The sequence below is a fragment of the Paraburkholderia sp. ZP32-5 genome, assembly GCF_021390495.1.
Classification (GTDB): Bacteria; Pseudomonadota; Gammaproteobacteria; order Burkholderiales; family Burkholderiaceae; genus Paraburkholderia.
In genome coordinates this window covers 1,818,900-1,839,435 of record NZ_JAJEJP010000001.1, presented here as the reverse complement: position 1 = coordinate 1,839,435, position 20,536 = coordinate 1,818,900, and the positions used below count along the sequence as shown (strand labels likewise).

The 20,536-nt window shown below is 63.6% G+C and carries 25 protein-coding genes and 1 tRNA gene; 12 read left to right on the top strand and 14 right to left on the bottom strand.

From position 1 onward, the window contains the following. Positions 1-249 precede the first annotated feature (249 nt). Entirely contained in the window at positions 250-1,683 is a 1,434-nt protein-coding gene (locus L0U82_RS07755; protein WP_233829673.1) for a M20 family metallopeptidase, read from the top strand. Positions 1,684-1,793: 110 nt separating this feature from the next. Here the strand turns inward: L0U82_RS07755 and L0U82_RS07750 are convergent, their stop codons facing one another. After that, positions 1,794-2,846, bottom strand: a complete 1,053-nt coding sequence (locus L0U82_RS07750; RefSeq protein WP_233829672.1) for an NADP(H)-dependent aldo-keto reductase — start codon at positions 2,844-2,846, stop codon at positions 1,794-1,796. Between the two features lie 146 nt (positions 2,847-2,992). On the opposite strand from L0U82_RS07750, the gene L0U82_RS07745 reads away from it, so the two are divergent. After that, entirely contained in the window at positions 2,993-3,220 is a 228-nt protein-coding gene (locus L0U82_RS07745) for a DUF3820 family protein (RefSeq protein ID WP_233829668.1), read from the top strand. Positions 3,221-3,452: 232 nt separating this feature from the next. Continuing rightward, positions 3,453-3,701: a hypothetical protein gene (locus tag L0U82_RS07740; protein ID WP_233829666.1), complete on the top strand. Its 249-nt coding sequence runs from the start codon at positions 3,453-3,455 to the stop codon at positions 3,699-3,701. Between the two features lie 76 nt (positions 3,702-3,777). Here L0U82_RS07740 and L0U82_RS07735 read toward each other — a convergent pair whose 3' ends face one another. Beyond that, complete coding sequence (locus tag L0U82_RS07735; protein WP_233829657.1) at positions 3,778-5,352, bottom strand: tetratricopeptide repeat-containing sulfotransferase family protein; 1,575 nt, start codon at positions 5,350-5,352, stop codon at positions 3,778-3,780. A 343-nt stretch (positions 5,353-5,695) separates the two neighbouring features. Here L0U82_RS07735 and L0U82_RS07730 point away from each other — a divergent pair, with 343 nt between their 5' ends. The 4 genes from L0U82_RS07730 to L0U82_RS07715 all read left to right on the top strand — a co-directional run bounded on the left by L0U82_RS07730 (position 5,696) and on the right by L0U82_RS07715 (position 7,884). Next, on the top strand, positions 5,696-6,040 hold the full coding sequence (locus tag L0U82_RS07730; RefSeq protein ID WP_233829653.1) for a hypothetical protein: 345 nt from the start codon (positions 5,696-5,698) through the stop codon (positions 6,038-6,040). A gap of 87 nt (positions 6,041-6,127) precedes the next feature. After that, entirely contained in the window at positions 6,128-7,129 is a 1,002-nt protein-coding gene (dusA, locus tag L0U82_RS07725; protein ID WP_233829652.1) for a tRNA dihydrouridine(20/20a) synthase DusA, read from the top strand. 89 nt (positions 7,130-7,218) lie between these two features. Beyond that, positions 7,219-7,294 (top strand) — tRNA-His (locus tag L0U82_RS07720). 320 nt (positions 7,295-7,614) lie between these two features. Next, on the top strand, positions 7,615-7,884 hold the full coding sequence (locus L0U82_RS07715; protein ID WP_233829651.1) for a hypothetical protein: 270 nt from the start codon (positions 7,615-7,617) through the stop codon (positions 7,882-7,884). A gap of 199 nt (positions 7,885-8,083) precedes the next feature. Here L0U82_RS07715 and L0U82_RS07710 read toward each other — a convergent pair whose 3' ends face one another. Further along, positions 8,084-8,326, bottom strand: coding sequence for a DUF6566 family protein (locus L0U82_RS07710; protein WP_233829650.1), 243 nt, complete (start codon positions 8,324-8,326; stop codon positions 8,084-8,086). A 158-nt stretch (positions 8,327-8,484) separates the two neighbouring features. Next, complete coding sequence (locus tag L0U82_RS07705) at positions 8,485-8,682, bottom strand: hypothetical protein (RefSeq protein WP_233829649.1); 198 nt, start codon at positions 8,680-8,682, stop codon at positions 8,485-8,487. A gap of 386 nt (positions 8,683-9,068) precedes the next feature. On the opposite strand from L0U82_RS07705, the gene L0U82_RS07700 reads away from it, so the two are divergent. Then, positions 9,069-9,335 carry a hypothetical protein gene (locus L0U82_RS07700; RefSeq protein WP_233829647.1) on the top strand — a complete coding sequence of 89 codons (267 nt, stop codon included), beginning with the start codon at positions 9,069-9,071 and terminating at the stop codon, positions 9,333-9,335. Positions 9,336-9,387: 52 nt separating this feature from the next. On the opposite strand, the gene L0U82_RS07695 is transcribed toward L0U82_RS07700, so the two are convergent. From L0U82_RS07695 to ssuD, 4 genes are all read right to left on the bottom strand, one after another. After that, complete coding sequence (locus L0U82_RS07695) at positions 9,388-9,603, bottom strand: TOBE domain-containing protein (protein ID WP_074763818.1); 216 nt, start codon at positions 9,601-9,603, stop codon at positions 9,388-9,390. A 94-nt stretch (positions 9,604-9,697) separates the two neighbouring features. Next, a complete protein-coding gene (locus L0U82_RS07690) occupies positions 9,698-10,759 on the bottom strand; it encodes an ATP-binding cassette domain-containing protein (RefSeq protein ID WP_233829645.1) in 1,062 nt (353 codons plus the stop codon). After that, the gene (gene ssuC / locus L0U82_RS07685; RefSeq protein ID WP_233829632.1) at positions 10,756-11,613 is read right to left on the bottom strand and encodes an aliphatic sulfonate ABC transporter permease SsuC; all 858 of its coding nucleotides are present in this window, start codon (positions 11,611-11,613) and stop codon (positions 10,756-10,758) included. Before ssuC ends, L0U82_RS07690 begins: the two co-directional genes overlap by 4 nt. Before the next feature lie 46 nt (positions 11,614-11,659). Then, a complete protein-coding gene (ssuD, locus tag L0U82_RS07680) occupies positions 11,660-12,820 on the bottom strand; it encodes an FMNH2-dependent alkanesulfonate monooxygenase (RefSeq protein WP_233829629.1) in 1,161 nt (386 codons plus the stop codon). Between the two features lie 543 nt (positions 12,821-13,363). Between ssuD and L0U82_RS07675 the strand changes: the two genes are divergently transcribed. Then, positions 13,364-13,789, top strand: a complete 426-nt coding sequence (locus L0U82_RS07675; protein ID WP_233829627.1) for a hypothetical protein — start codon at positions 13,364-13,366, stop codon at positions 13,787-13,789. Positions 13,790-13,956: 167 nt separating this feature from the next. On the opposite strand, the gene L0U82_RS07670 is transcribed toward L0U82_RS07675, so the two are convergent. Both L0U82_RS07670 and L0U82_RS39975 read right to left on the bottom strand, forming a co-directional pair. Next, complete coding sequence (locus L0U82_RS07670) at positions 13,957-15,093, bottom strand: enoyl-CoA hydratase/isomerase family protein (RefSeq protein ID WP_233829625.1); 1,137 nt, start codon at positions 15,091-15,093, stop codon at positions 13,957-13,959. Positions 15,094-15,139: 46 nt separating this feature from the next. Then, positions 15,140-16,294: a TetR/AcrR family transcriptional regulator gene (locus tag L0U82_RS39975; RefSeq protein WP_442793601.1), complete on the bottom strand. Its 1,155-nt coding sequence runs from the start codon at positions 16,292-16,294 to the stop codon at positions 15,140-15,142. A 145-nt stretch (positions 16,295-16,439) separates the two neighbouring features. On the opposite strand from L0U82_RS39975, the gene L0U82_RS07660 reads away from it, so the two are divergent. Then, a complete protein-coding gene (locus tag L0U82_RS07660) occupies positions 16,440-17,396 on the top strand; it encodes an NAD-dependent epimerase/dehydratase family protein (RefSeq protein WP_233829623.1) in 957 nt (318 codons plus the stop codon). Positions 17,397-17,672: 276 nt separating this feature from the next. Here the strand turns inward: L0U82_RS07660 and L0U82_RS07655 are convergent, their stop codons facing one another. Together L0U82_RS07655 and L0U82_RS07650 are read right to left on the bottom strand one after the other, a co-directional pair. After that, the gene (locus L0U82_RS07655; protein ID WP_233829614.1) at positions 17,673-17,957 is read right to left on the bottom strand and encodes a DUF1488 domain-containing protein; all 285 of its coding nucleotides are present in this window, start codon (positions 17,955-17,957) and stop codon (positions 17,673-17,675) included. Positions 17,958-18,321: 364 nt separating this feature from the next. Further along, positions 18,322-18,612 carry a hypothetical protein gene (locus L0U82_RS07650; RefSeq protein WP_233829613.1) on the bottom strand — a complete coding sequence of 97 codons (291 nt, stop codon included), beginning with the start codon at positions 18,610-18,612 and terminating at the stop codon, positions 18,322-18,324. A 381-nt stretch (positions 18,613-18,993) separates the two neighbouring features. On the opposite strand from L0U82_RS07650, the gene L0U82_RS07645 reads away from it, so the two are divergent. Beyond that, complete coding sequence (locus L0U82_RS07645; RefSeq protein WP_233829612.1) at positions 18,994-19,185, top strand: hypothetical protein; 192 nt, start codon at positions 18,994-18,996, stop codon at positions 19,183-19,185. An 80-nt stretch (positions 19,186-19,265) separates the two neighbouring features. Beyond that, entirely contained in the window at positions 19,266-19,655 is a 390-nt protein-coding gene (locus tag L0U82_RS07640; protein WP_233829610.1) for a hypothetical protein, read from the top strand. Between the two features lie 36 nt (positions 19,656-19,691). Here L0U82_RS07640 and L0U82_RS07635 read toward each other — a convergent pair whose 3' ends face one another. After that, positions 19,692-20,024, bottom strand: a complete 333-nt coding sequence (locus L0U82_RS07635; RefSeq protein ID WP_373685677.1) for a DMT family transporter — start codon at positions 20,022-20,024, stop codon at positions 19,692-19,694. A gap of 10 nt (positions 20,025-20,034) precedes the next feature. Continuing rightward, the gene (locus L0U82_RS07630; protein WP_233829606.1) at positions 20,035-20,532 is read right to left on the bottom strand and encodes a heme-degrading domain-containing protein; all 498 of its coding nucleotides are present in this window, start codon (positions 20,530-20,532) and stop codon (positions 20,035-20,037) included. Positions 20,533-20,536 lie beyond the last annotated feature (4 nt).

Here is a 20,536-nt window from a genome sequence, read left to right as displayed (position 1 = left end):
GAGGACATTTGGCCCGTTTATCGTGCGGTTCGTCGCTCAATCGCGTATCGAATCGCTTGCGGCTGGATGCCTTTCGAGCTTTGCCTTTCCGGCAACGCACGCTTCGAAACACGATCATTGTGGCAAAAATGGCGCGCTTCTAGAATCGTCCGCAACGACGTCCATCGAGATGACATCGCTGCATGCCTGCCAACATCGGCCTTCGGCGATCGTCAAAACGCTAACCAATCCCCCACATTGGAGACACCCATGAGCCGCACCGAGGCGATCGACCACGCCACCCGGCATTTCGAATCCGGCGCCTTTCTCGCCGACCTGAACCGGCGCGTCGGTTTTCGCACCGAAAGTCAGGAAAGCGATCGCGGCGCGCTGCTGCTTTCTTATCTGACCGACGAAATCACACCGGAAGCGCAGCGCCTCGGCTTTAGCACGCGCATCGTCGACAACCCGGTCGGCGGCTTCGGTCCGTTCCTGCTCGCCAACCGCCATGAAGGCGACCATCTGCCGACCGTACTGATCTACGGTCACGGCGATGTCGTGCGCGGTTACGACAGCCAGTGGCGCGCGCCGCTGACGCCGTGGAGCGTGACGGTCGAAGGCGAGCGCTGGTTCGGCCGCGGCACCGCCGACAACAAGGGGCAGCACACGATCAATCTCGCCGCGCTCGCGAGCGTGCTCGCCGCGCGCGACGGCAAGCTCGGCTTCAACACGAAGCTGCTGATCGAGATGGGCGAGGAAACCGGTTCGCCAGGGCTCGACGCGATCTGCCGCGCGCATCGCGACGAGCTCGCCGCCGACGTGCTGATCGCCTCCGACGGCCCACGCCTCGCCGCGCGGCGCCCGACCGTGTTTCTCGGTTCGCGCGGCGTCGTCAATTTCAGGCTGTCGTTGAACCTGCGCGACGGCGCGCATCATTCGGGCAATTGGGGTGGTCTGCTGCGCAATCCGGCGACAGTGCTCGCGAATGCACTCGCGTGCCTCGTCGACGCGCGCGGCGTGATCGCGGTCGACGGCTTGCGTCCGCCGCCGATTCCCGAAGCGGTGCGCCACGCGCTGGCCGATATCGCAGTCGGCGGCGGCCCAGGCGACCCGGCCGTCGACGATAACTGGGGCGAGCCGGAACTCAGCGCGCCCGAACGCGTATTCGGCTGGAACAGCTTCGAGGTGCTGGCGCTCAAGGCCGGCAATCCGGACAACCCGGTCAATGCGATTCCGCCATCGGCCTTCGCGTATTGCCAGTTGCGCTTCGTCGTCGGCACCGATTGGGAAAATCTCGGCAAATATTTGCGCGCGCATCTCGATGCGCATGGCTTTCAGCTCGTCGAAATCGAAGTCGAACGTGGCGCGCCTGCTACGCGTCTGAATCCGGACGATCCGTGGGTCCAGTGGGCGATCGCATCGCTCGAACAGACCACCGGCAAGAAGACCGCGGTGCTGCCGAATCTCGGCGGCACGCTGCCGAATGAAGTGTTCGCCGATACGCTCGGTCTGCCGACGATCTGGGTGCCGCATTCGTACCCGGCGTGCTCGCAGCACGCACCGAACGAGCACCTGCTCGGCCCGGTCGTGCGCGAGGGCCTGCAGATGATGGCGGGTTTGTTCTGGGATCTTGGCGAGAACTCGCCGTATGCATCGGCGAAGGGAGCGGCGAGTCTGCCGGAGACGGCGAAGGCCGCGAGCTGAAGCGGCCAGCGCCTATAGTCAGGCGACGCGCGGCGGGCCATGTTGAAACGACTCAGGCCCGCTCAAACGCGTCGCGCTGATATCGCGCTCGTAGCGCGATTACATCGTAATCACGGCGCCGGATTCGGCTGCAACTCGTGCAGCGCATCGATCTCCGCGAGCACTTCCGGCGACAGCGTCACGTGCACGCTGTCGATGTTTTCCTTCAACTGCTCGAGCGAGGTCGCGCCGATCAGATTGCTGGTCATAAACGGCCGGCTATTGACGAACGCGAGCGCGAGTTGCGTAGGTGTCAGGCCATGGCGCTTCGCGAGTTCGACATAACGTGTGGTCGCCTGCACGGCCTGCGGCTTGCTATAGCGCGCGAAGCGCTCGTACCGCGTGATGCGGGCGCCGGCCGGACGCGCACCGCCTTCGTACTTGCCCGACAGCCAGCCAAATGCGAGCGGCGAATACGCGAGCAGACCCACGTTGTCGCGATGCGCGTATTCGGACAGCCCCGCTTCATACGTGCGGTTCAGCAGGCTATACGGATTCTGGATGCTGACGATGCGCGGCAGCCCGAGCTTTTCGGCCGCGCGCAGAAACTGCGCGACGCCCCACGGCGTTTCGTTCGACACACCGATATGACGCACCTTGCCCGCCTTCACGAATTCAGCGAGCACCGAAAGCGTTTCCTCGATCGGCACCGTGTATGCATCCTCGACCCACGGATACGACGGACGGCCGAACGTCATCGTGCTGCGATCCGGCCAATGCAGTTGATACAGATCGACGTAATCCGTCTGCAAACGCTCGAGGCTGCCGTTGAGCGCCTCGACCAGATTCTTGCGGTCGAACTGGTTGCCCTCGCCGCGGATATGACGCGGGTTGTGCGGCTGACGCGCGGGTCCGGCGATCTTGGTGGCGAGCACGATCTTCTCGCGCGCGCTCTTGTGCTGCGCGAGCCATGTGCCGATGTAACGCTCGGTCGACCCTTGCGTTTCGGCGCGCGGCGGCACCGGATACATTTCAGCGGTGTCGATCAGATTGACGCCGTGATCGAGCGCGTAATCGATCTGCGCGTGCGCTTCCTGCTCGGTATTCTGCTCGCCCCACGTCATGGTGCCGAGACCAATCAGGCTGACCTGAACGTCGGAGTCGCCGAGCTTGCGGTATTCCATTTAACTTGTCCTGTTGAAGAGATGAGCGGAAAGGCGCAGACGTTACCATGTCGGCGTGATACCTGCAGCGAGGCTAGAATGCGTGGCCACGGGCGGCATCGGGCGGCCCGTGTTTGAAGCCGGATACGGTCCGAAACCCGCTCACCATGAACCCCGAACAACTCGAACTATTGGTCACACGCGTGATGCCCTACGGGAAATATAAAGGCCGCGTGATTGCCGATCTGCCCGGCCACTATCTAAACTGGTTTGCGAGCCAGGGCTTTCCGCCCGGCGAGATCGGCCGTCTGCTGGCGTTGATGCAGGAGATCGATCACAACGGTCTGAAGCCGTTGCTCGATCCGCTGCGCGACCGCTCACGCAAGCAACCTTGACGTCACGGTGAAAGCCGCATGAAGCACTGCAAAGCCGGATGAAAGTCGTCATCCAGGCAAGTTGCAAGCAATGTAGGCCAGTACAAATTTATACAGTCTTTTTCTTGCGCGTCGCGAGCGCGTGCACTTTAATCCGCTTAGATTGCCGCGTTGTGAATGATGCGTTCGCCGCGTAGTCCAATGCATTCCCGCGTCACGCGAACTTCCGCTTTCCATCCTTGCCCGCCTGTTCATGCATCAATTCAATCTGAGCGCCGTGCTTGAATTTATCGGCCACGATCTGTCGCCGGTGCGCGCGGTCATCCTGTTCTTTGTGATCGGCTATATGCTGGTCGGGCTACCCGTGCATTTCCGCCAGGGCGCCGCATCGCGCGACATCTGGGGCACCGCGGCCGGCGTGACGATGGCCGCGCTCTACGCGGCGTTCATTGTCGGTGTGTACCCGTTGCTGCATCACGCGGGCGTCGTCGTCGCGCATTGATTTGCGCATTGATTCCACTCAGCGATTCAACGTCGATGCCGCGCCGATGCGGCATCGCTCGTCAACGCACGTTTGATCACGGCGCGAGATGATCGCCGGCCGCGGCCAGCGTGGGTCCGAGCGCGGTCAATAACGGCTCGAGCAAGTCCTCGCGCGGCTGCCAGCGTCGTATCGATGTCCGGTAAAGCGGCCGGCGCACCTGTGCCGAACTGGCGGTGCTCACGCGCCGCGTCGTCTGATGAAACGCGAGACAGCGCGGGTCCCATTCGAGCCCGCAATGCGCGAGCATGCGACGCACGTTCGCTTCCAGATCGTCGACCAGTTCCTCATACGCGATCTCGATCATTACGCCTTCGGGCAGCACGCGCCGCCAGTGCGCCATCAACGCATCGTAGGCGCGGTAATAACGGCCGAGCTCACCGAGTTCGTAGCCGAACGGCACGTCGTGAAAAATGCGCGAGAAAATCGACAGACAGGTCTGCAATGGCGAACGGCGGCTATGGATAAAACGCGCATTGGGCAACGCCAGATGAATCAGACCGACGTTGATAAAGTTGAACGGATATTTGTCGGTGAAATGCGTGACCTCAGGGCCAATTTCCGCCCGCACGCGCTGCATCAGCCGCAGATAATCTGCGCCAAGCGCGCGCCAGCGCGCCGGGTTGCCTTCGGGCAATGCCTCGATGTCGATCCGCAACGGATCATCGGCGTCACGGCGAATACCGGTGACGAGTGCCTCGCCGAATTCGGTGCGTTCGCCCGCGCCGAATACCTTCGGATGACTCGCGAGAATCTGCTCGATCAGCGTGGAGCCGGAGCGCGGCATGCCGACGATAAAGATCGGCGCCGCCGACGGATCGCCGAAACCGCGCGCGGCTGCGAACAGGTCCGCGCTGAACAACTCGGGCAAGCGCGCGAACAGACCCAGCGATTCCGTTTCGTTGTAGCGCATGCCGGCGCGGTACAGCGCGTTGCCTTTGAGCAGATGATCGAACGATGCGTCGTTGCGGCCCACGCCGGATAGCGCCGCGCCATACGCGAAGTGCACTTCGGCCTGATCGGAGCGGCTGAGCGAAGCGGCGTCGCCGGCGAGTTGCTCCAGTTGTGCGAAGACCGGATCGTCGGCGGACAGACGTTTGGTCTGCACGAAGTTGCGGTAGTACAGCGGCACACGCGGCGCGCCGTTGATCGCGCGGCGGTACGCGTCGTGCGCCTCGTCGAAACGGCCGAGTGCCTGCAGACAGTTGCCCATGTTGTTGCTCGAGCCGTCCGCGGACGGATTGAGACGCGCCGCTTCGCGATAGGCATGCACCGCCGCTTCGAGCCGATGCGTCTGCTCGAGCGTCCAGCCGAGCCCGTGGTGCGAATCCGCGTTATCGGGATCGCGCGCAATCGCCTCGCGATAGCGGACCTCGGCTTCGGCGAACCTGCGCAGCGCGACCAACGTCACGGCCAGGCGCTCGTAGTTGATGGAGGCTGCGGGCTCGCTCGCACGCGCGGACTCGAAACATTGCAGCGCGGCGTCGAAGTCGCCGCGCGCGACGCAGGCATCGCCCGCAACGCGCCATTGCTCGGCCGAGACCGGCTGGAGATCGTGCTCCGTGGATGACGGTGGATTGCTGGATGGCAACTGCGCGGCGGGTGATGTCACGAGCGGGTACGTTCTTTCATCCAGCTTCAGCGCGGTCGGCGCGAAGCGCCGGGCAGGCACGGATAGTGATAGGGATTCAAGGACGGCGTGTCTGAAATGGTCTGAACGGAAAATATCAGCCGTGCCCTTCAGTTTCGTTTCGAATCGTTAACCAACTGTTACCGGACGGCCATGTCGTAAGACGCGGCAAGATTGCGCGGAAAGCTTGAGCATCGCGGCCTTCGATTGCCTTGCGGCTGCCGCGGTCGCTCACTGCCCGGCGCACGCGGTAACGCGCGGACACAAATGCCGCTGAACTCCGCGCTCCGCGGTTTTTCTGATGCTTATAAGGAAGGAGAAAATCGTGAGCAGGATCATTGCATCGATGGCGCTGCTGGCGGCGGCAGCAAGCTTCGCTGGATGCGCGATCGCGCCGGCGCCGGGTTACGACTATGCGTACGGCCAGCCGTATTACCCGTATGCGTACGGGCCGCCCTATGCACCGGTGTATGGCACGGTCGGCATCTGGGGCGGGTTTGGCGGACCGTGCTGCTATTACCACGGCGGTCACGGCTACTGGCATGGTGGCCACGGTGGTTGGCATGGCGGCGGTTGGCACGGCGGCCACGGCGGAGGATATGGCGGCATGCATGGCGGTGGCAGCGCATGGGGCAGCGGAGGTGGAGGGATGGGAGGCCATGGGCATTGACGGCGCGGGCGCCGCCGGGTAACCCTCCTGCAGCTTTGCGGCCTTGCGGTAAAATCGCGGTTTCGATTCAAGCCGTCCGGCCGTCCCATGTCTTCACCTCTTATTGCCAGCCCGCGTCGCGTTTCTGTTGCGCCGATGATGGACTGGACTGACCGTCATTGCCGCTCACTGCATCGGATGATCTCGCGCCATACGTGGCTTTACACGGAAATGGTGACGACCGGCGCGCTGCTGCATGGCGACGTGCCGCGTCATCTCGCGTTTACGCCCGACGAAGCGCCCGTTGCATTGCAACTCGGCGGCAGCGAACCCGACGACCTCGCGCGCTCGGCGAAGCTTGGCGAACAGTGGGGCTATGACGAAATCAATCTGAACTGCGGGTGCCCGTCAGAACGGGTACAGCGCGGCGCGTTCGGCGCGTGCCTGATGAACGAGCCGCAACTCGTCGCCGATTGCGTGAAGGCGATGCGCGATGCGGTATCCGTGCCGGTGACGGTCAAGCATCGCATCGGCGTCGATGCGGTCGAGGACTACGCGTTCGTGCGCGATTTCGTCGGCACCATCGCCGATGCGGGATGCGAAGTCTTTATCGTTCACGCGCGCAACGCGATCCTGAAGGGTTTGAGCCCGAAGGAAAACCGCGAAATTCCGCCGCTCAAATACGATTACGCGTACCAGTTGAAACGCGATTTCCCGCAGTTGGAGATAATCATCAACGGCGGGATCAAGACACTCGATGAAGTGGACATGCATCTGCGGCACGTCGACGGTGTGATGCTCGGTCGCGAGGCTTATCACAATCCGTACGTGCTCGCCGATGTCGATGCGCGCTTCTACGGATCGACCCAAACGCCGCTCACGCGCGAGCAGGTCGAAGCAAAACTGATCGAGTACTGTGCGGCTGAAATGGCGCGCGGCACCTATCCCGGTGCGATCACGCGCCATGCGTTGGGTCTGTATCGCGGCGAAGCGGGCGCACGGGGCTGGCGCCGTGTTTTGTCCGATAGCAAACGGCTCGCCGCGCGCGATCTGACGATCTTCGACGAAGCAAGACAGCATCTGCGCGAGCCTGTCGAAATTTCTGAATAAAGGGCTAGGCAAACGTAATTCTTGTTCGTATAATCTCGTTTCTTCGTTGGCGTGACAGCTTTTTCAAGCAAGTCAAGCGAATGTTAGTGGTGGCTGTAGCTCAGTTGGTAGAGTCCAGGATTGTGATTCCTGTCGTCGTGGGTTCGAGTCCCATCAGCCACCCCAAAGAATTCAAGCAGCAAAGTCCGCAGACGGCGTCGTGAGAAATCACAACGCCGTTTTTGTTTTTAGCGGCACACCTTTCTTCGCATTCATCCCCGCTCTCACTCCTAAAAACAGCTTGGTCCATAGGGCCAGACTGCCGTCGAGCCTTGCCACATCTGATCCCGCGAGATTGTTTCCTTCCAGGGAATAGTAATTTCAAATTATCGGCACAAATTTTCAATAGTAGGGGTATACACTGCCGTTCATCGACGTTGCAGACACCTCCCCGGCTCCTGCGACGCCTCCCTGAAATGCAGTCGAAACGTTATCGGAGTCCTACCATGAAGACCAAGTTCATCGCAGCCCTGCTGGTTGCCGCTTCTGCCTCGATCGCCGCTCCCGCTTTCGCTAGCGGCTACGGCCCGGCACCGTTCTATCGTCCGTCGGTGGGCGCACCGGCTTCGCAACAAGGCCAGAGCGCACAGACGGTTGCCGCTGAGCAAGCGAACAATCAAACGAATGCATACGGTGGCGTGAAGAGCGTGTCGTCGCAATCGGGCACGCGCAGCGAACCCACTTCGGGCCCGCAATCGGTGTTCTTCGGCCACTAAGCCGTTACTAGTACCGTTGGATCCGCTGCCTGAAAAGGCAGCGATTAATGAAGCGCCGCGCATGCAGTATCGATGCCGGCGCTTCGTTGCGTTTACGGTCACGCCAACCAGTGCGTGTCCTGCTTACCGTTATCCAGAGTCGCGCCTGTTGATCGTCGGTGATTGAACTGGCTGTGCAGCATGAGCTCTCGGCCGCGTGCTACACCGCGAGCCCTGCATCGATCAATTCGCGTGCCGCCTGAAAAGCCGCTTCGGCGGCCGCATGCTCGGTGGACCACAAGCTGTCGATATGGACCAGTTGCCAGTCGACCACGGCTGCGTCGCCACGCAACACGCGGAAATGAGCTTTGACGCCAGTCAGCACCTGTTCGACCGCGACCTCGATGTCGTAGTCGCCGTAGCGCTCCTGGTAATCGCCCATGTCGAGGCCCTTCGGCTCCATCGTCGCCTCCGTGACAGCACTCATCGCATGCGACTGGCCGCACCTGTCCGCCGAGCGTCGCTACTGCCCGCGATTCGCTCGCGACGTGTCGCTTTGTGTCGCTTCGTGCTTCCGAGCCCGGTCAGCCACTGATCCGCTGACCCGCCGATCGCTCTCGATCAATCGCAATCGCCGGAAAGGTATTGCCGGCCGCTGCAGTTGATCTCGACTCCGCTGCTGCCTGCTTCGGCGACGAGACCGCATGACAGTAATTCCGCCATCACGGACTGCGCGAGTTGGGGCGCCGCCTGTCCGACGCCAACATCGTTCAGACGCCGCAACGCTTCGATCGCTTCGGGACTCAATGACTTCGACATGGCCGTCTCCGCCGGATTGCTCAATTCATCGTAGCAAGTTTCATCGACGGATGCAGGTACGCGCCGGCCATCTATGCGCGAGATGGATGCCGAAGCTGGGAATTGGCGTTTGGAGCAAGCGTGCAATGAAAACAAAGTGCGACGCAGCAATGCTCACGTAACCTGCGCGCATCGTGCGCGATGAAAAGCGGCGGCGTGGCACAGCACGGCAAAAAAACGCGGCGCAAACGCCGCAAAACACGCGGCAAAAGCACGCTACAAGCCCCAGCAACCGTCCCGGAACACCGCATGCTACTGGCGAATTAATTGTCCACGCAGCCCCGTGTCCATCCGCAACACGCAACGGGGTGGACCGCAACGTCCGCGACATCGCCACGGAGGCCAGCATGAAGCACAGCACACGGACCACAACACTAATAGCGGCCAGCATCGCGCTGGTGGCAATGCTGGCGACCAGCGCGGGCGCTGTCGCGCAGAGCAGCACTCCAAGCGTGCCGCGCGACAGCCACTCTCCGATGGCGAAGCCACCCGAGGCGGCGTCGGGTTCCGGCGGATCGAGCAATCCGGACAACATGCCGATCAAACGCCCGCGTAAACCGACCCACGATCCGATGTCGCACGAGCCGCCCGCGAGCGGCGCGAACGCGAAGTAGCCGCAAGCGCAAGCGGCCTTTGCTGGTCGCACGAGTCTTCAGAGCCGCGTGCTCAGAGCCGCGCGATCGACACCTCGGTCGACTTCACCAGCGCGACCACTTCCGAGCCGACCTTCAGTTCGAGTTCGTCGACCGAACGCGTCGTGATGACCGACGTGACGATGCCGAACGGCGTCTCCACGTCGACTTCGGACACCACCGAGCCGCGGATGATTTCCTTGATCTTGCCTTTGAACTGATTGCGTACGTTGATAGCGGAAATGCTCATATGAGGTAACTCCAGAAAAGCGTTTCAGGTTGAAGAATGGGATGAAATGGAACGAAACAGAACGAAGAGAAGCAGATCGGACCGGCCGGCAAACTCATACAGCCCAGCGCACCTCGGTCGGCCGCGCCATGCGCGCCTGCTCGGGCTCACCGTATGGATCATGGGCGCGATAGGCAAGCGCATCGTCATTCGGCGCGGTTTTCAACACGCGTTGCAACACGTGTTCTTCGAGCGCGGCAAAGCCCCGCGATGCCCGCGCGCGCGGACGCGCCAGCGCGACCGGCTGATCGAGCGCAATGCGCCCTTCCTCGATCAGCAGAATCCGGTCGCCGAGCGCCACCGCTTCGTGCACGTCGTGCGTGACGAGCAGCGCGGTAAAGCGATGCTCGCGCCACAGCCGCTCGATCAGCGAGTGCATTTCGATGCGCGTCAACGCATCGAGCGCGCCGAGCGGCTCGTCGAGCAGCAGCAATTGCGGACGATGCACGAGCGCCCGGGCGAGCGCGACGCGCTGACGCTGACCGCCTGACAGTTGCGCGGGCCAATCGTCGGCGCGTTCGAGCAAACCGACTTCGGCGAGCACCGCGCGCGCATCGTCGCGCGCGCCACGGCCAAGACCGAGCATCACGTTCTGCAGCACACTCTTCCACGGCAACAGGCGCGCGTCCTGAAACATGATGCGGGTATCGAGCGGGCCGCCGTCGCTGGCGCGTTTTTCGAGCACGCCCGCGCTCGCCGCTTCGAGACCGGCGACGAGCCGCAGCAACGTCGATTTACCGCAACCGCTACGGCCGACGATCGCGACGAAGCTGCCACGCTCGATCGACAGATCGAAGCCGGACAACACTTCGCGCTCGCCATAGCGTTTGCCGACGCCACGCAATTGCACGGCGAAATCTCCCGCGGCGCGTGCGTCGTTGCGTGCAAGTGCAACGGCGGGTTGCGTCCCAACAGCAGTCGATGACAGTGCACTACCGGAGCCGCCGTCCCGCTCTATCCTCCGCTGCGGTGCATACAGCGGCGCGCTCGCGCCATCCCGCTCAAACTCTCTCGCCTCGTTCGCGTCATGATCCGCGACCCGAGGCTGTGCAAGTTCCACCTCCAGATCGCTGCCCGCGATCCCGCCGAACGTCGTCGATAACGTCGTTGCGCTCATGCTTTCGCTCCTCGCTGATAGGCCGGATGCCAGCGCAGCGACACGCGCTCGAGGCTCTTCGCGAGCACGTCGGCGAGCTTGCCGAGTGCCGCGTACAGCAGAATGCCGACCACCACCACATCGGTTTGCAGGAATTCGCGCGCATTCATCGTCATATAGCCGATGCCCGACTGCGCGGAAATGGTCTCGGCGACGATCAGCGTGACCCACATCAGCCCAAACGCGAAGCGCACGCCGACGAGAATCGACGGCAAGGCGCCCGGCAGAACCACGTGCCGGTACAGCGCGAAACCGTTGACGCCGTAGCTGCGCGCCATTTCGATCAGATTCGCGTCGACCGAGCGGATGCCATGAAACGTGTTCACGTAGACCGGGAAAAACACCCCCAGCGCGACGAGGAACACCTTCGCCTCCTCCTCGATGCCGAACCACAGGATCACGAGCGGGATCATCGCGAGCGCGGGAATATTGCGGATCATCTGCACGCTCGAATCGAGCGCGATTTCCGCGGGCCGGAACAACCCGGTCGCGAGTCCGAGCACAAGGCCGATGCCGCCGCCGATCGCGAAGCCCGACACCGCGCGCCACGTGCTGACGCGCACGTCCGCCCACATTTCGCCCGACTGGATCAGCGACCACGCCGCCTTCACGACCGCGAGCGGTTCGGGCAGCACGCGCGTCGACAGCGCGCCGCTGCGCGCGGCGATTTCCCACGCGCACAGAATCGCGAGCGGCATCAGCCACGGCAGCAGATACTTGCCGAGACGGCGCAGCGCATCGGCGGCGCGCGCGGCTCTTGCAACTGGCACGGCGGCCCGCGCGTGCGTTGCCGCGCTCAGAGTGGTTTGACTCATGATGGCGTTTCTCCTTATCCGTCGAACTGATTCGAACGCGCGGCGCTCAGCTCGCGCTCGCCGCCTGCGGCAGATAGTTGTTGCCGACGATCTCGCCGAACGGCCCCGACAGCGGTCCGTCCGCGATCTTGTTGCGTCGTTGCGGCAGCAGCGGAAACACCAGTTCGGCGAAGCGATACGACTCTTCGAGATGCGGATAACCGGACAGGATGAAGGTGTCGATACCGAGCGCCGCGTACTCCTTCATCAGCGCGGCCACCTGCTCCGGGCTGCCGACCAGCGCGGTGCCCGCGCCGCCGCGCACGAGCCCGACGCCCGCCCACAGATTCGGATAGACCTCGAGTTCTTCGCGGCCGCCGCGCCTGCCACCGTGCAGTGCGGCCATGCGGCGCTGGCCTTCCGAATCCATCTTCGCGAACGAGGCCTGCGCGCGCGCGATCGTGTCGTCGTCGAGCTTGCTGATCAGTTTGTCGGCCGCGGCCCACGCTTCTTCCTCGGTCTCGCGCACGATCACGTGCAAACGGATGCCGAAGCGGATCTGCCGGCCACGCGCGGCGGCGCGCGCGCGAATGTCGGCGATCTTCTTCGCGACCGCCGCGGGCGGCTCGCCCCAGGTCAGATAGGTGTCGATGTGCTCGGCCGCGATGTCATGCGCGGCCGCCGACGAACCGCCGAACCACAACGGAGGATGCGGATCCTGCACCGGCGGATACAACACCTTGCCGCCTTTCGATTGCAGGTGCTCGCCGTCGAAATCGATCGCATCGTTGCCATGCGATGCACTCAACAGCTTGCGCCAGATATGCAGGAATTCGTCGGTGATCTGATAGCGCGTGTCGTGATCGACGAACACGCCGTCGCCCGCGAGTTCGGCCGCATCGCCGCCCGTCACGACGTTGATCAGCAGACGCCCGTTCGACAACCGGTCGAAGGTCGCGGCCATGCGCGCGGCGAGCCCCGGCGACGACAGCCCCGGGCGGATCGCGACCAGAAACTTCAGCCGCTGGGTCGCGGCGATCAGGCTCGACGCGACGACCCACGCGTCCTCGCATGAGCGTCCGGTCGGCAGCAGCACGCCTTCGTAGCCGAGCGTATCGGCGGCGACGGCGATCTGCCGGAAGTAGTCGTAGTCGGCTGCGCGTGCGCCTTGGGACGTACCGAGATAGCGGCTATCGCCGTGAGTCGGAATGAACCAGAACACATTCATCTATTGCTCCTGCCTGTTCTAAACGGAATGGAAACGGTGCGCGCAAACGCCGCGCGCAAGCCGGCCGCGCGCATCGGGCCGGCATCCGGCCACGCACTGCGACGCATGAAAAGGAATTGAAAAGTGGACGGTGGCTCAGGCCACCTGCAACCGGAGCGCGGCAGCTACGCGCCAGGCGGACAACCGCTCGAACTCCGGCGCACACGGGCCCGGCGGCAACAGGGGTTCGGCATCAGACTCGACATCGCGGCGGCTTTCCCTCGACCAACGTGCGCGTAATGCGCCCGATTAAACGGATGACGGCGACACCCGCGCCGTCTGCATGAGGAAACAGTCTATGGACCGGTCCGCGGCATTAGAACGATTTTTTTGAGCTTAGGATTTCCGCTTTCGTGATTAGCCCGTCGCTCGGGCATACAGGTGTTGCGCTTTATGCACGCGGCGCCGGAAACGCGGACCCCTGTCGATATAATGTCGGACGTTTTCCGATCGTCCGGTACAGGTTTTGCGAATCGCGCCGCCTGTACTTCGCGGGTGCAATGCATGCAAAAAATCATTCTGCCGTTCGTCGCCGGTTTTCTGGCTTCCCTGTTCTTTCGTGAATCGACGCTGGCGCTGATGCACGCCGCCGCGTTGATCGACCCCAGCGGTTTTTCGACCGCGCCCTTCCTTCCACTCGGACTTCCTGAATTCATCGCGAACGCGATCTGGAGCGCCTGCTGGGCCGTACTGATGGCATGGCTGCTGCGCGTCGCGCCGCACCGCCGCGCGCCGTGGGTGCCGGCATTCGTCTTCGGCGGCGTGGTGCTGACGGCAGCGAGCGTATTCGTCGTGGATCCGCTGCGCGGGATCTGGCCGAGCGGCAACATGCTGCCGCGCCTGACGGTCGGTTTCGCGACGAACGCGATGTGGGGCTGGGGCGCGCTCGTGTTCATGCGCGCGTTTATGGCAAGCGAGGAAGAGGAGTAACGGCGGAGTCGCGGGTTTGCGGCGAGCTTGCGGCGGGTTTAACGCGAGTATGTTGCCGGCTTGATGCGACTTTGTTGCCGACTTGCTGCGAGCTTGCCGCGCAAGACGATGAACTCACGCACGTGATCGGCGCGCAAGCGCCGCCTGACTCGCGACGCTTTCGCTATTCAGCCGCGCAGATCGCGCAGCGGATGTTCGTTCGCCGGCCACGGGCTTTCGAACATCTTCTCGACATCGGCGGAGCTCACATCTTCGATGCGCGCGAAACGCCAGCGCGGTGCATTGTCCTTGTCGATGATGCGCGCGCGAATCCCTTCCACCGTATCGCCGAGCAGAAAGCTCGAGCGCGTCAGATCGAGGTCGGTGCGCAGCACCTCCGCCATCGAGCCTTCGGCGCGCGTCACCACCTCGAGCGATACCGCCATCGACAACGGCGAGCGCTCGCGCAGCACCGCAATCGTCTGCGCAGCCCACTCCGCCGCGTCGCTACCGTGCTCGCTCTCCTGTTCGAGTGACGCAAGAATCCGCGCGACGTTGGGCAACGCGAAATGCCGGTCGATTAACGCGCGGGCCTGCGCCAGCGGACTATCCTCCGGCCGTGGCGCGACCTGATACGCAAGCGCGTCGCGCTCGATGCACGCGACCACGTCCGCGCCGCGCTCGAACGGTTCGCGCCGCAACGTATCGATCAGCGCGGGCAATGCTTCGTCATCGATATAGACATCGGCGAGCCCCGCGTACAACGCATCGGCCGCGCCGATCGTCTCGCCGGTCACCGCCAGATAACGGCCGATCGCGCCAGGCGTGCGCGCGAGAAACCAGCTCGCGCCGACATCGGGGAAAAGGCCGATACGGGTTTCGGGCATCGCCATCTTCGTCGATTGCGTGACGACGCGCAGACCGCCGGTCCGATGCGCGCCCTGCGAAATGCCCATGCCGCCACCCATCACGATGCCGCTCATCAATGCGATATAGGGCTTCGGATAAGTGAAGATCGTGTGATTGAGGCGGTACTCCTCGGTGAAAAACGTATCGCGCGTGTCCTGCTCGCCGCGCCGTGCCGCCTCGTACATCAGGCGAATGTCGCCGCCCGCGCAGAACGCGCGCGCATGCGGGCTGCGCACCACGACCGCCAGCACGTCGGGGTCCTCCCGCCACTGCTCGAGCGCCGCCTGGATTGCGCGGATCATGCCGGTCGTCAGCGCATTCAGCGCTTTCGGCCTCTCCAGTTCGATGAAGCCGATGCGGTTGGTGACGTGGGTGACGATTTCATCGCCGACGGCGGACGGGGCGGACATGGACATGGAGAGTTGGGCGCGGCGGCGCGGGGTGACGTGGAACTGAACGTTATCACGGGCCTGTGGGTCTGCGCCTTGCGGGCGGTGAGTCGGGGGTGGGGTCGTCGGGCTCCGTCGGCTGCTTCTGTTTCGCCGTGGGCTTTTTGCCGCGCGTGCCTGCTGTGCCTGCTGTGCCTGCTGTGCCTGCTGCTGTGCCTGCTGCTGTGCCTGCTGCTGTGCCTGCTGCTGTGCCTGCTGCTGTGCCTGCTGCTGTGCCTGCTGCTGTGCCTGCTGCTGTGCCTGCTGCTGTGCCTGCTGCTGTGCCTGCTGCTGTGCGCCGCGGCCGCTTGGCCTGCGGCGCGCCGAGCCATGCGTCGAGCGTCACGCCCACGACCGTATCGAGTGGTGCACTGGGGAACACCGGACACGTCAGGTTCAGCGCGACGATGCCATGCAGACTCGCCCACAAGGCCTCGGCCCAAACCGCCGGATCCATCGATGCGACCGAAGCCGATAGACGCCCCGCTGCCCTGAGTTCATCGAGCGCATCGATCATGATGTGCAAGGCGGCCGAGCCGGCATCGTCGCCATCCGCGGATGCGGAGTGAACGGATGAATCGTCGCTTGCTGCGGTGGCCGATGAGTTAGCCGACGGGTTGGCCGATACGTTCCACGATGCGTCCGCCGATGCGCCAATGGTCATTGCCCCGGCGTCCGCCTGATCGGCTGCCTTACGGTCCGCGTGATCGTTCGCCGCATCGCCTGCACTGCCTGCTTCGCGGCCCCCCGCGCGGGCCACGGCTGCCGCTGCGCCCTCCCCGTCGCCCTTCTCCATGCGCGCAGAGGCGCCCGACGCGCCACCAAGCGCCGCACCGGTATAGCTCGGATCCTCCATGAAGATCAGCCGGTACGTCTGTGGATGCTCGACGCCAAACGCGACGTACGCGCGTCCGATCGCCTTGAGCCGTTCCGCCGGATCGGCGATCCGCGCGAGCGGCACGAAGCTTTCGAGCAGTTGCGCATAGCCCTCTTCGCACAATGCCCGCGCGATCTCGTCGCGGCTCGCGAAATGCAGATACAGCGTGGCGGGCGAGTATTCGATCACGTCGGCGATCTTGCGCATCGACAGCGCGGCAAAGCCCTCGCGCATCACGATGCGTCGTGCGGCATCGAGGATACGTTCGCGTAGTGCCTGTCTCTGGCGGTTTTTTCGTTCAGCGATTCCCATGCCCTAAATTCTCAGATTGACAAACTGAAAAGTCAAATTAAACTGAACGCTGTTTATTGAACACCGTTCAGTAAATTTTCGGCTGTCATTCCGAAGCCGCGAAAAATCATGCGGCAGGAGTGCGCCGCTGCTTCAGGGAGTTGTCATGCAAACCACGGGAAAGGTCGGCTTATTCGGCGCCGCGGGCGCCGCCGGTCAAAGCATCGCCGCCGCGCTCAGCGCGCGGGGCCGCGACTATCGGGTCGTCGGGCGCTCGCGCGAGCCGCTGCAACAGGCGTTCGGTCACGATCCGCACGCGGAAATCGTCACGTGGAATCCCGACGATCCCGCGTCGATCCGTGCGGCGGCAGCCGGTCTGCAGACGGTGATCTATCTCGTCGGCGTGCCCTATCACCAGTTCGCGCTACATCCGCCACTCATGGAGAAAACACTTGCCGGCGTGAACGCGGCGGGCGTCGAGCGCTTCATTCTGATCGGCACCGTGTACCCGTATGGCCGGGCGCGCGGCAATCCGATCCGCGAGGATCATCCGCGTGAGCCGCATACGTTCAAGGGACGCATGCGGCTCGCGCAGGAGGACCTCGTGCTGGCGGCGCACGGCCGGCAAGGCCTGTCGACACTGGTGCTGCGCCTGCCCGACTTCTATGGGCCGGGCATCGAGCGCAGCGTGCTGCGTGGCGCATTCATCGGCGCCGCGAGCGGCAAGCGCGCGCAGCTGATCGGTCCCGTCGACGTGCCGCACGAGTTCATCTACCTGCCGGACATCGGACCGGTAGTCGAGACGCTGACGCGTACGCCCGACGCCTATGGCCGCTGGTGGCACCTCGCGGGCGCCGGCACGATCACGCAACGCGAAGTGGCGAGACAGGCATACGCGCTCGCCGGCCGCGAGCCCCGGTTGATGGTGGCCGGCAAGGGCATACTGCGCGTGCTCGGCCTCTTCGATCCGCTGATGCGAGAACTGGTGGAAATGAACTATCTGATGACCGACCCCGTCGTGCTCGACGATTCGGCGCTGACGGCATTGATCGGGCCGATTGCGAAGACGTCTTATCAGGAAGGCATCCGGCGGTGTTATGAGGCTGCGCGCACGGCCTCGTGAAGATGAGCTAGCTGATCAGCGAGCCTGTTGCGCGAACCGATCCGGCGCTGACAGCGCTGATCGGGGCGATCGCGAAAACGTCGCATCGGCAAGGAACCGGGGATGTTTTTAAGGCGGCTCCGTGCAACCTGCCGGCAGTTGCGGCCCATGCGGCGAAGGAGCGATGCAGGCAATGAAGCGCGACTGTTCGTGTTCAGGGTATGGCACTTCAACCAGAGATCGGATAGATGCATCAGGCAGGCACGTCAGGCAGACGCATCGTGGAGTCACCTCGGTCTAGCCCGCCATCTGCCCCGGGGGAAAGTGCCCACTCTTGAGCAGCACCGGCGTGCCGTTGCTGAGCTGCAGATGCTCGCGCGCGACAGCCTCAATGCGCGGCCGGCCGACATCGAACGCGCGCAGCCAGCCTTCGAGGTTCTCACTGTAGGCGCCAAAATGGTCCTCGAGCGCTTCGACCGAGATCGCGCAGGGCACCGGTTCGCCGTCCACCAGCGCCGCGAACACGACGGTCAGGTTGGAGTCACGGTAAGCAGGCGCGTCTGCGGGAAAGCGAATTTCCATAGTCGCCTCATCGGAAAGGTCCGGCATAAAGGCAGTGATAAGGGCAGTGCCGGCGAAAAGCGGTTATCGGTCGGTCCCCGGCCCTCGGCTCGCTCAGGTCCCGCTATGGTACTCGCGCCGCCAGATCATGGTCCAGCGCGCGGAGGAGCTTCGTCAGGCCGCTGCTCGACGCGTTCTTTCGCGTATTTGATGCGCTTCGTGCAAGCAGGTTGTCTGGTGCTTCGACCAGCGCGTTGAGCAACCCTCGACCAACATTTCGCCCAGCGATCAAGCACGGCGCAGCGCCGGAATCGGCCACTTCAACGCGCGTCGCATCGGTCGGCTCCGGCAGTTGTGCGTAGCTCCCGAAAACCGCCAGCGACACTCAGTGCCCATCCAGTACACGGTCGACATAATCACGCGCCGCCTGTTCGACAAACGCGAGTGCCTCTTCTTCGCTGTCGAATCGCTGTTTGTCGCCGAGTTCCAGCAGCGTTTCCATCCGGTGCGGATCGTCGGGGCCAAGTTCCGCGAGGCTGACCGAGCCGACGTAGGTACTGTCCACGTTGCCAGGCGCATCGCCGTGCGTCGCGCTCGACGTGCTGCCCACCGGCACGAGGCGCGCAGTTGCGCTGATGTAATAGCCCCGATAAGGGCCACTGACCCGTTCAGCCATGTTCGTCCTCCTGTGTCTTTCGATGAGATCACATCAAACGACTCGACGCCGCCTCATCTCTACGCTCCACCTGCCAATTGCGCTGCCTTGAGACCGGCGTCGGCCTTCTCCCGCCCGTAACGCGCTCACCTGTTCACCTGTCAACCCGCTTACCCGCCCACCTTGAATTTTCACCATAACGATATGGCGCTTCGCACGGCAATAAGTTCGGCACGGCCGGTTAGCACGACCGGTTAGGCACAGCTAGTTCGGCACAGCCACCAATCACCCCCTCACCCCGCACTTCTTCGCCTCAACCCGGTCGAACAAGCGCAATCGGCATGCTCCGTGCTATCGCACCGATACCCTTCACGAAGCAATTTCGAGATCAGCGAGCGCAATATGGGAAAATATTTTCTGCAGAATCACGAACTGCCTGAGCCGGATGCGGCGAACAAATGGTTTGCCTACGCCGAAAGTCACGGCATCGACATTCCGAAAGCGATCAGTATCTGGGAAGACGCTGCCACCCAAGACGGCGCCGAAGCACGGCGGCTCGTCAGCGCGGCAGGCATCACGGTCGAAACGCCCTGACGCGCGGCCGCCATCCGCTGGATCCGCGACGCCCACTGGCTCAGCAGGCCATCTCCGTCCCAACGAAAGGAAACCTCACGATGCATTTCACGACGCAACCGCGGCGCGCCGACCGATTCCACAGCCTTCGATCCAGCGCCGCGCTTGCCCTCGTGCGTCGCGCGGCGCTGTCGGCGGCTCTACCCGCCGCGGTGCTGCTCGCCGCGGGCCTCGGCGGCTGCGCGTCATCGAACACCACCACGCTGATCAACCTGCCGAACGGCCAGACCGGCTTCGCGGTCAATTGCAGCGGCGCGGATGCCGGTTCGAGCTGGGCTTCGTGCTATGTGCAGGCCGGCAAGGCATGCGGCGCGACTGGCTACGAGATCGTGTCGAAAGACAACGACGAAGGCGGCACCGCTGGCGGCAGCGTAACCAACGTCGTGTCGGCGAACGTCAAGAACCGCTCGATGATCGTGCGCTGCAAGTAAGTTTTGCGGACGAAGGCGCCGCGGCCCAGCCCGCGTTCAGTGCGCCTGCATCTTCGAGAACAGATTCAGCACCGCGACGCCGGCGACGATCAGCCCAAGCCCGATGATCGCCGGCACGTCGGGCACCTGCCGGTACAGCACCAGCGCGACGAGCGTAATCAGCACGATGCCCGCGCCGGACCAGATCGCGTAGACGATGCCGACCGGGATGCTCCTGAGCGTCAGCGACAGGCAATAGAAAGCAATCCCGTAGCCGAGCACGACGACCATCGACGGCAGCAACCGCGAGAAGCCATCCGAGGCCCGCATGGCCGAGGTCGCGATCACCTCGGCGACGATTGCGATCGCAAGCAGCGCATACGGCGGCAAGCGCATCGCGTCAGACCTTCGCCAGCGCGAGCTTGCCGTAGTCGTGGCCGAGATGCGCGCACAGCGCTTCGACGACCAGTTCATGATCGGCACGCTGCGGCAGGCCAGACACCGTGATCGAGCCGATCACGCCCGCGCCCGCCACCGTCAACGGAAACGCGCCGCCGTGCGACGCATATTCGGTCGCGGGCAGACCGTGCTTGTCGGCGAGCGTCGCGCCCGCGAGCTGCATTTTCAGACCGATCGCATACGAGCTGCGGCGAAAGTGCGCGACTGTATTGCCCTTGCGGCGCGCCCAATCGACATTGTCCGGCGTCGCGCCGTCGAGCAGACTGAAGAACAGCGGCTGACCGAACGTGCGCACATCGATCGCGGCTGCAATGCCACGGGCTTTCGCGACCTCGTGCAGATAGGCGCCGACTTGCCACGCGCGGTCGGCATCGAAGCGGGGAAACACGAGGGCCTTTTCCTGGGCGGCAATCATCTGCAGATCGTGAGCGATATCCATGGAA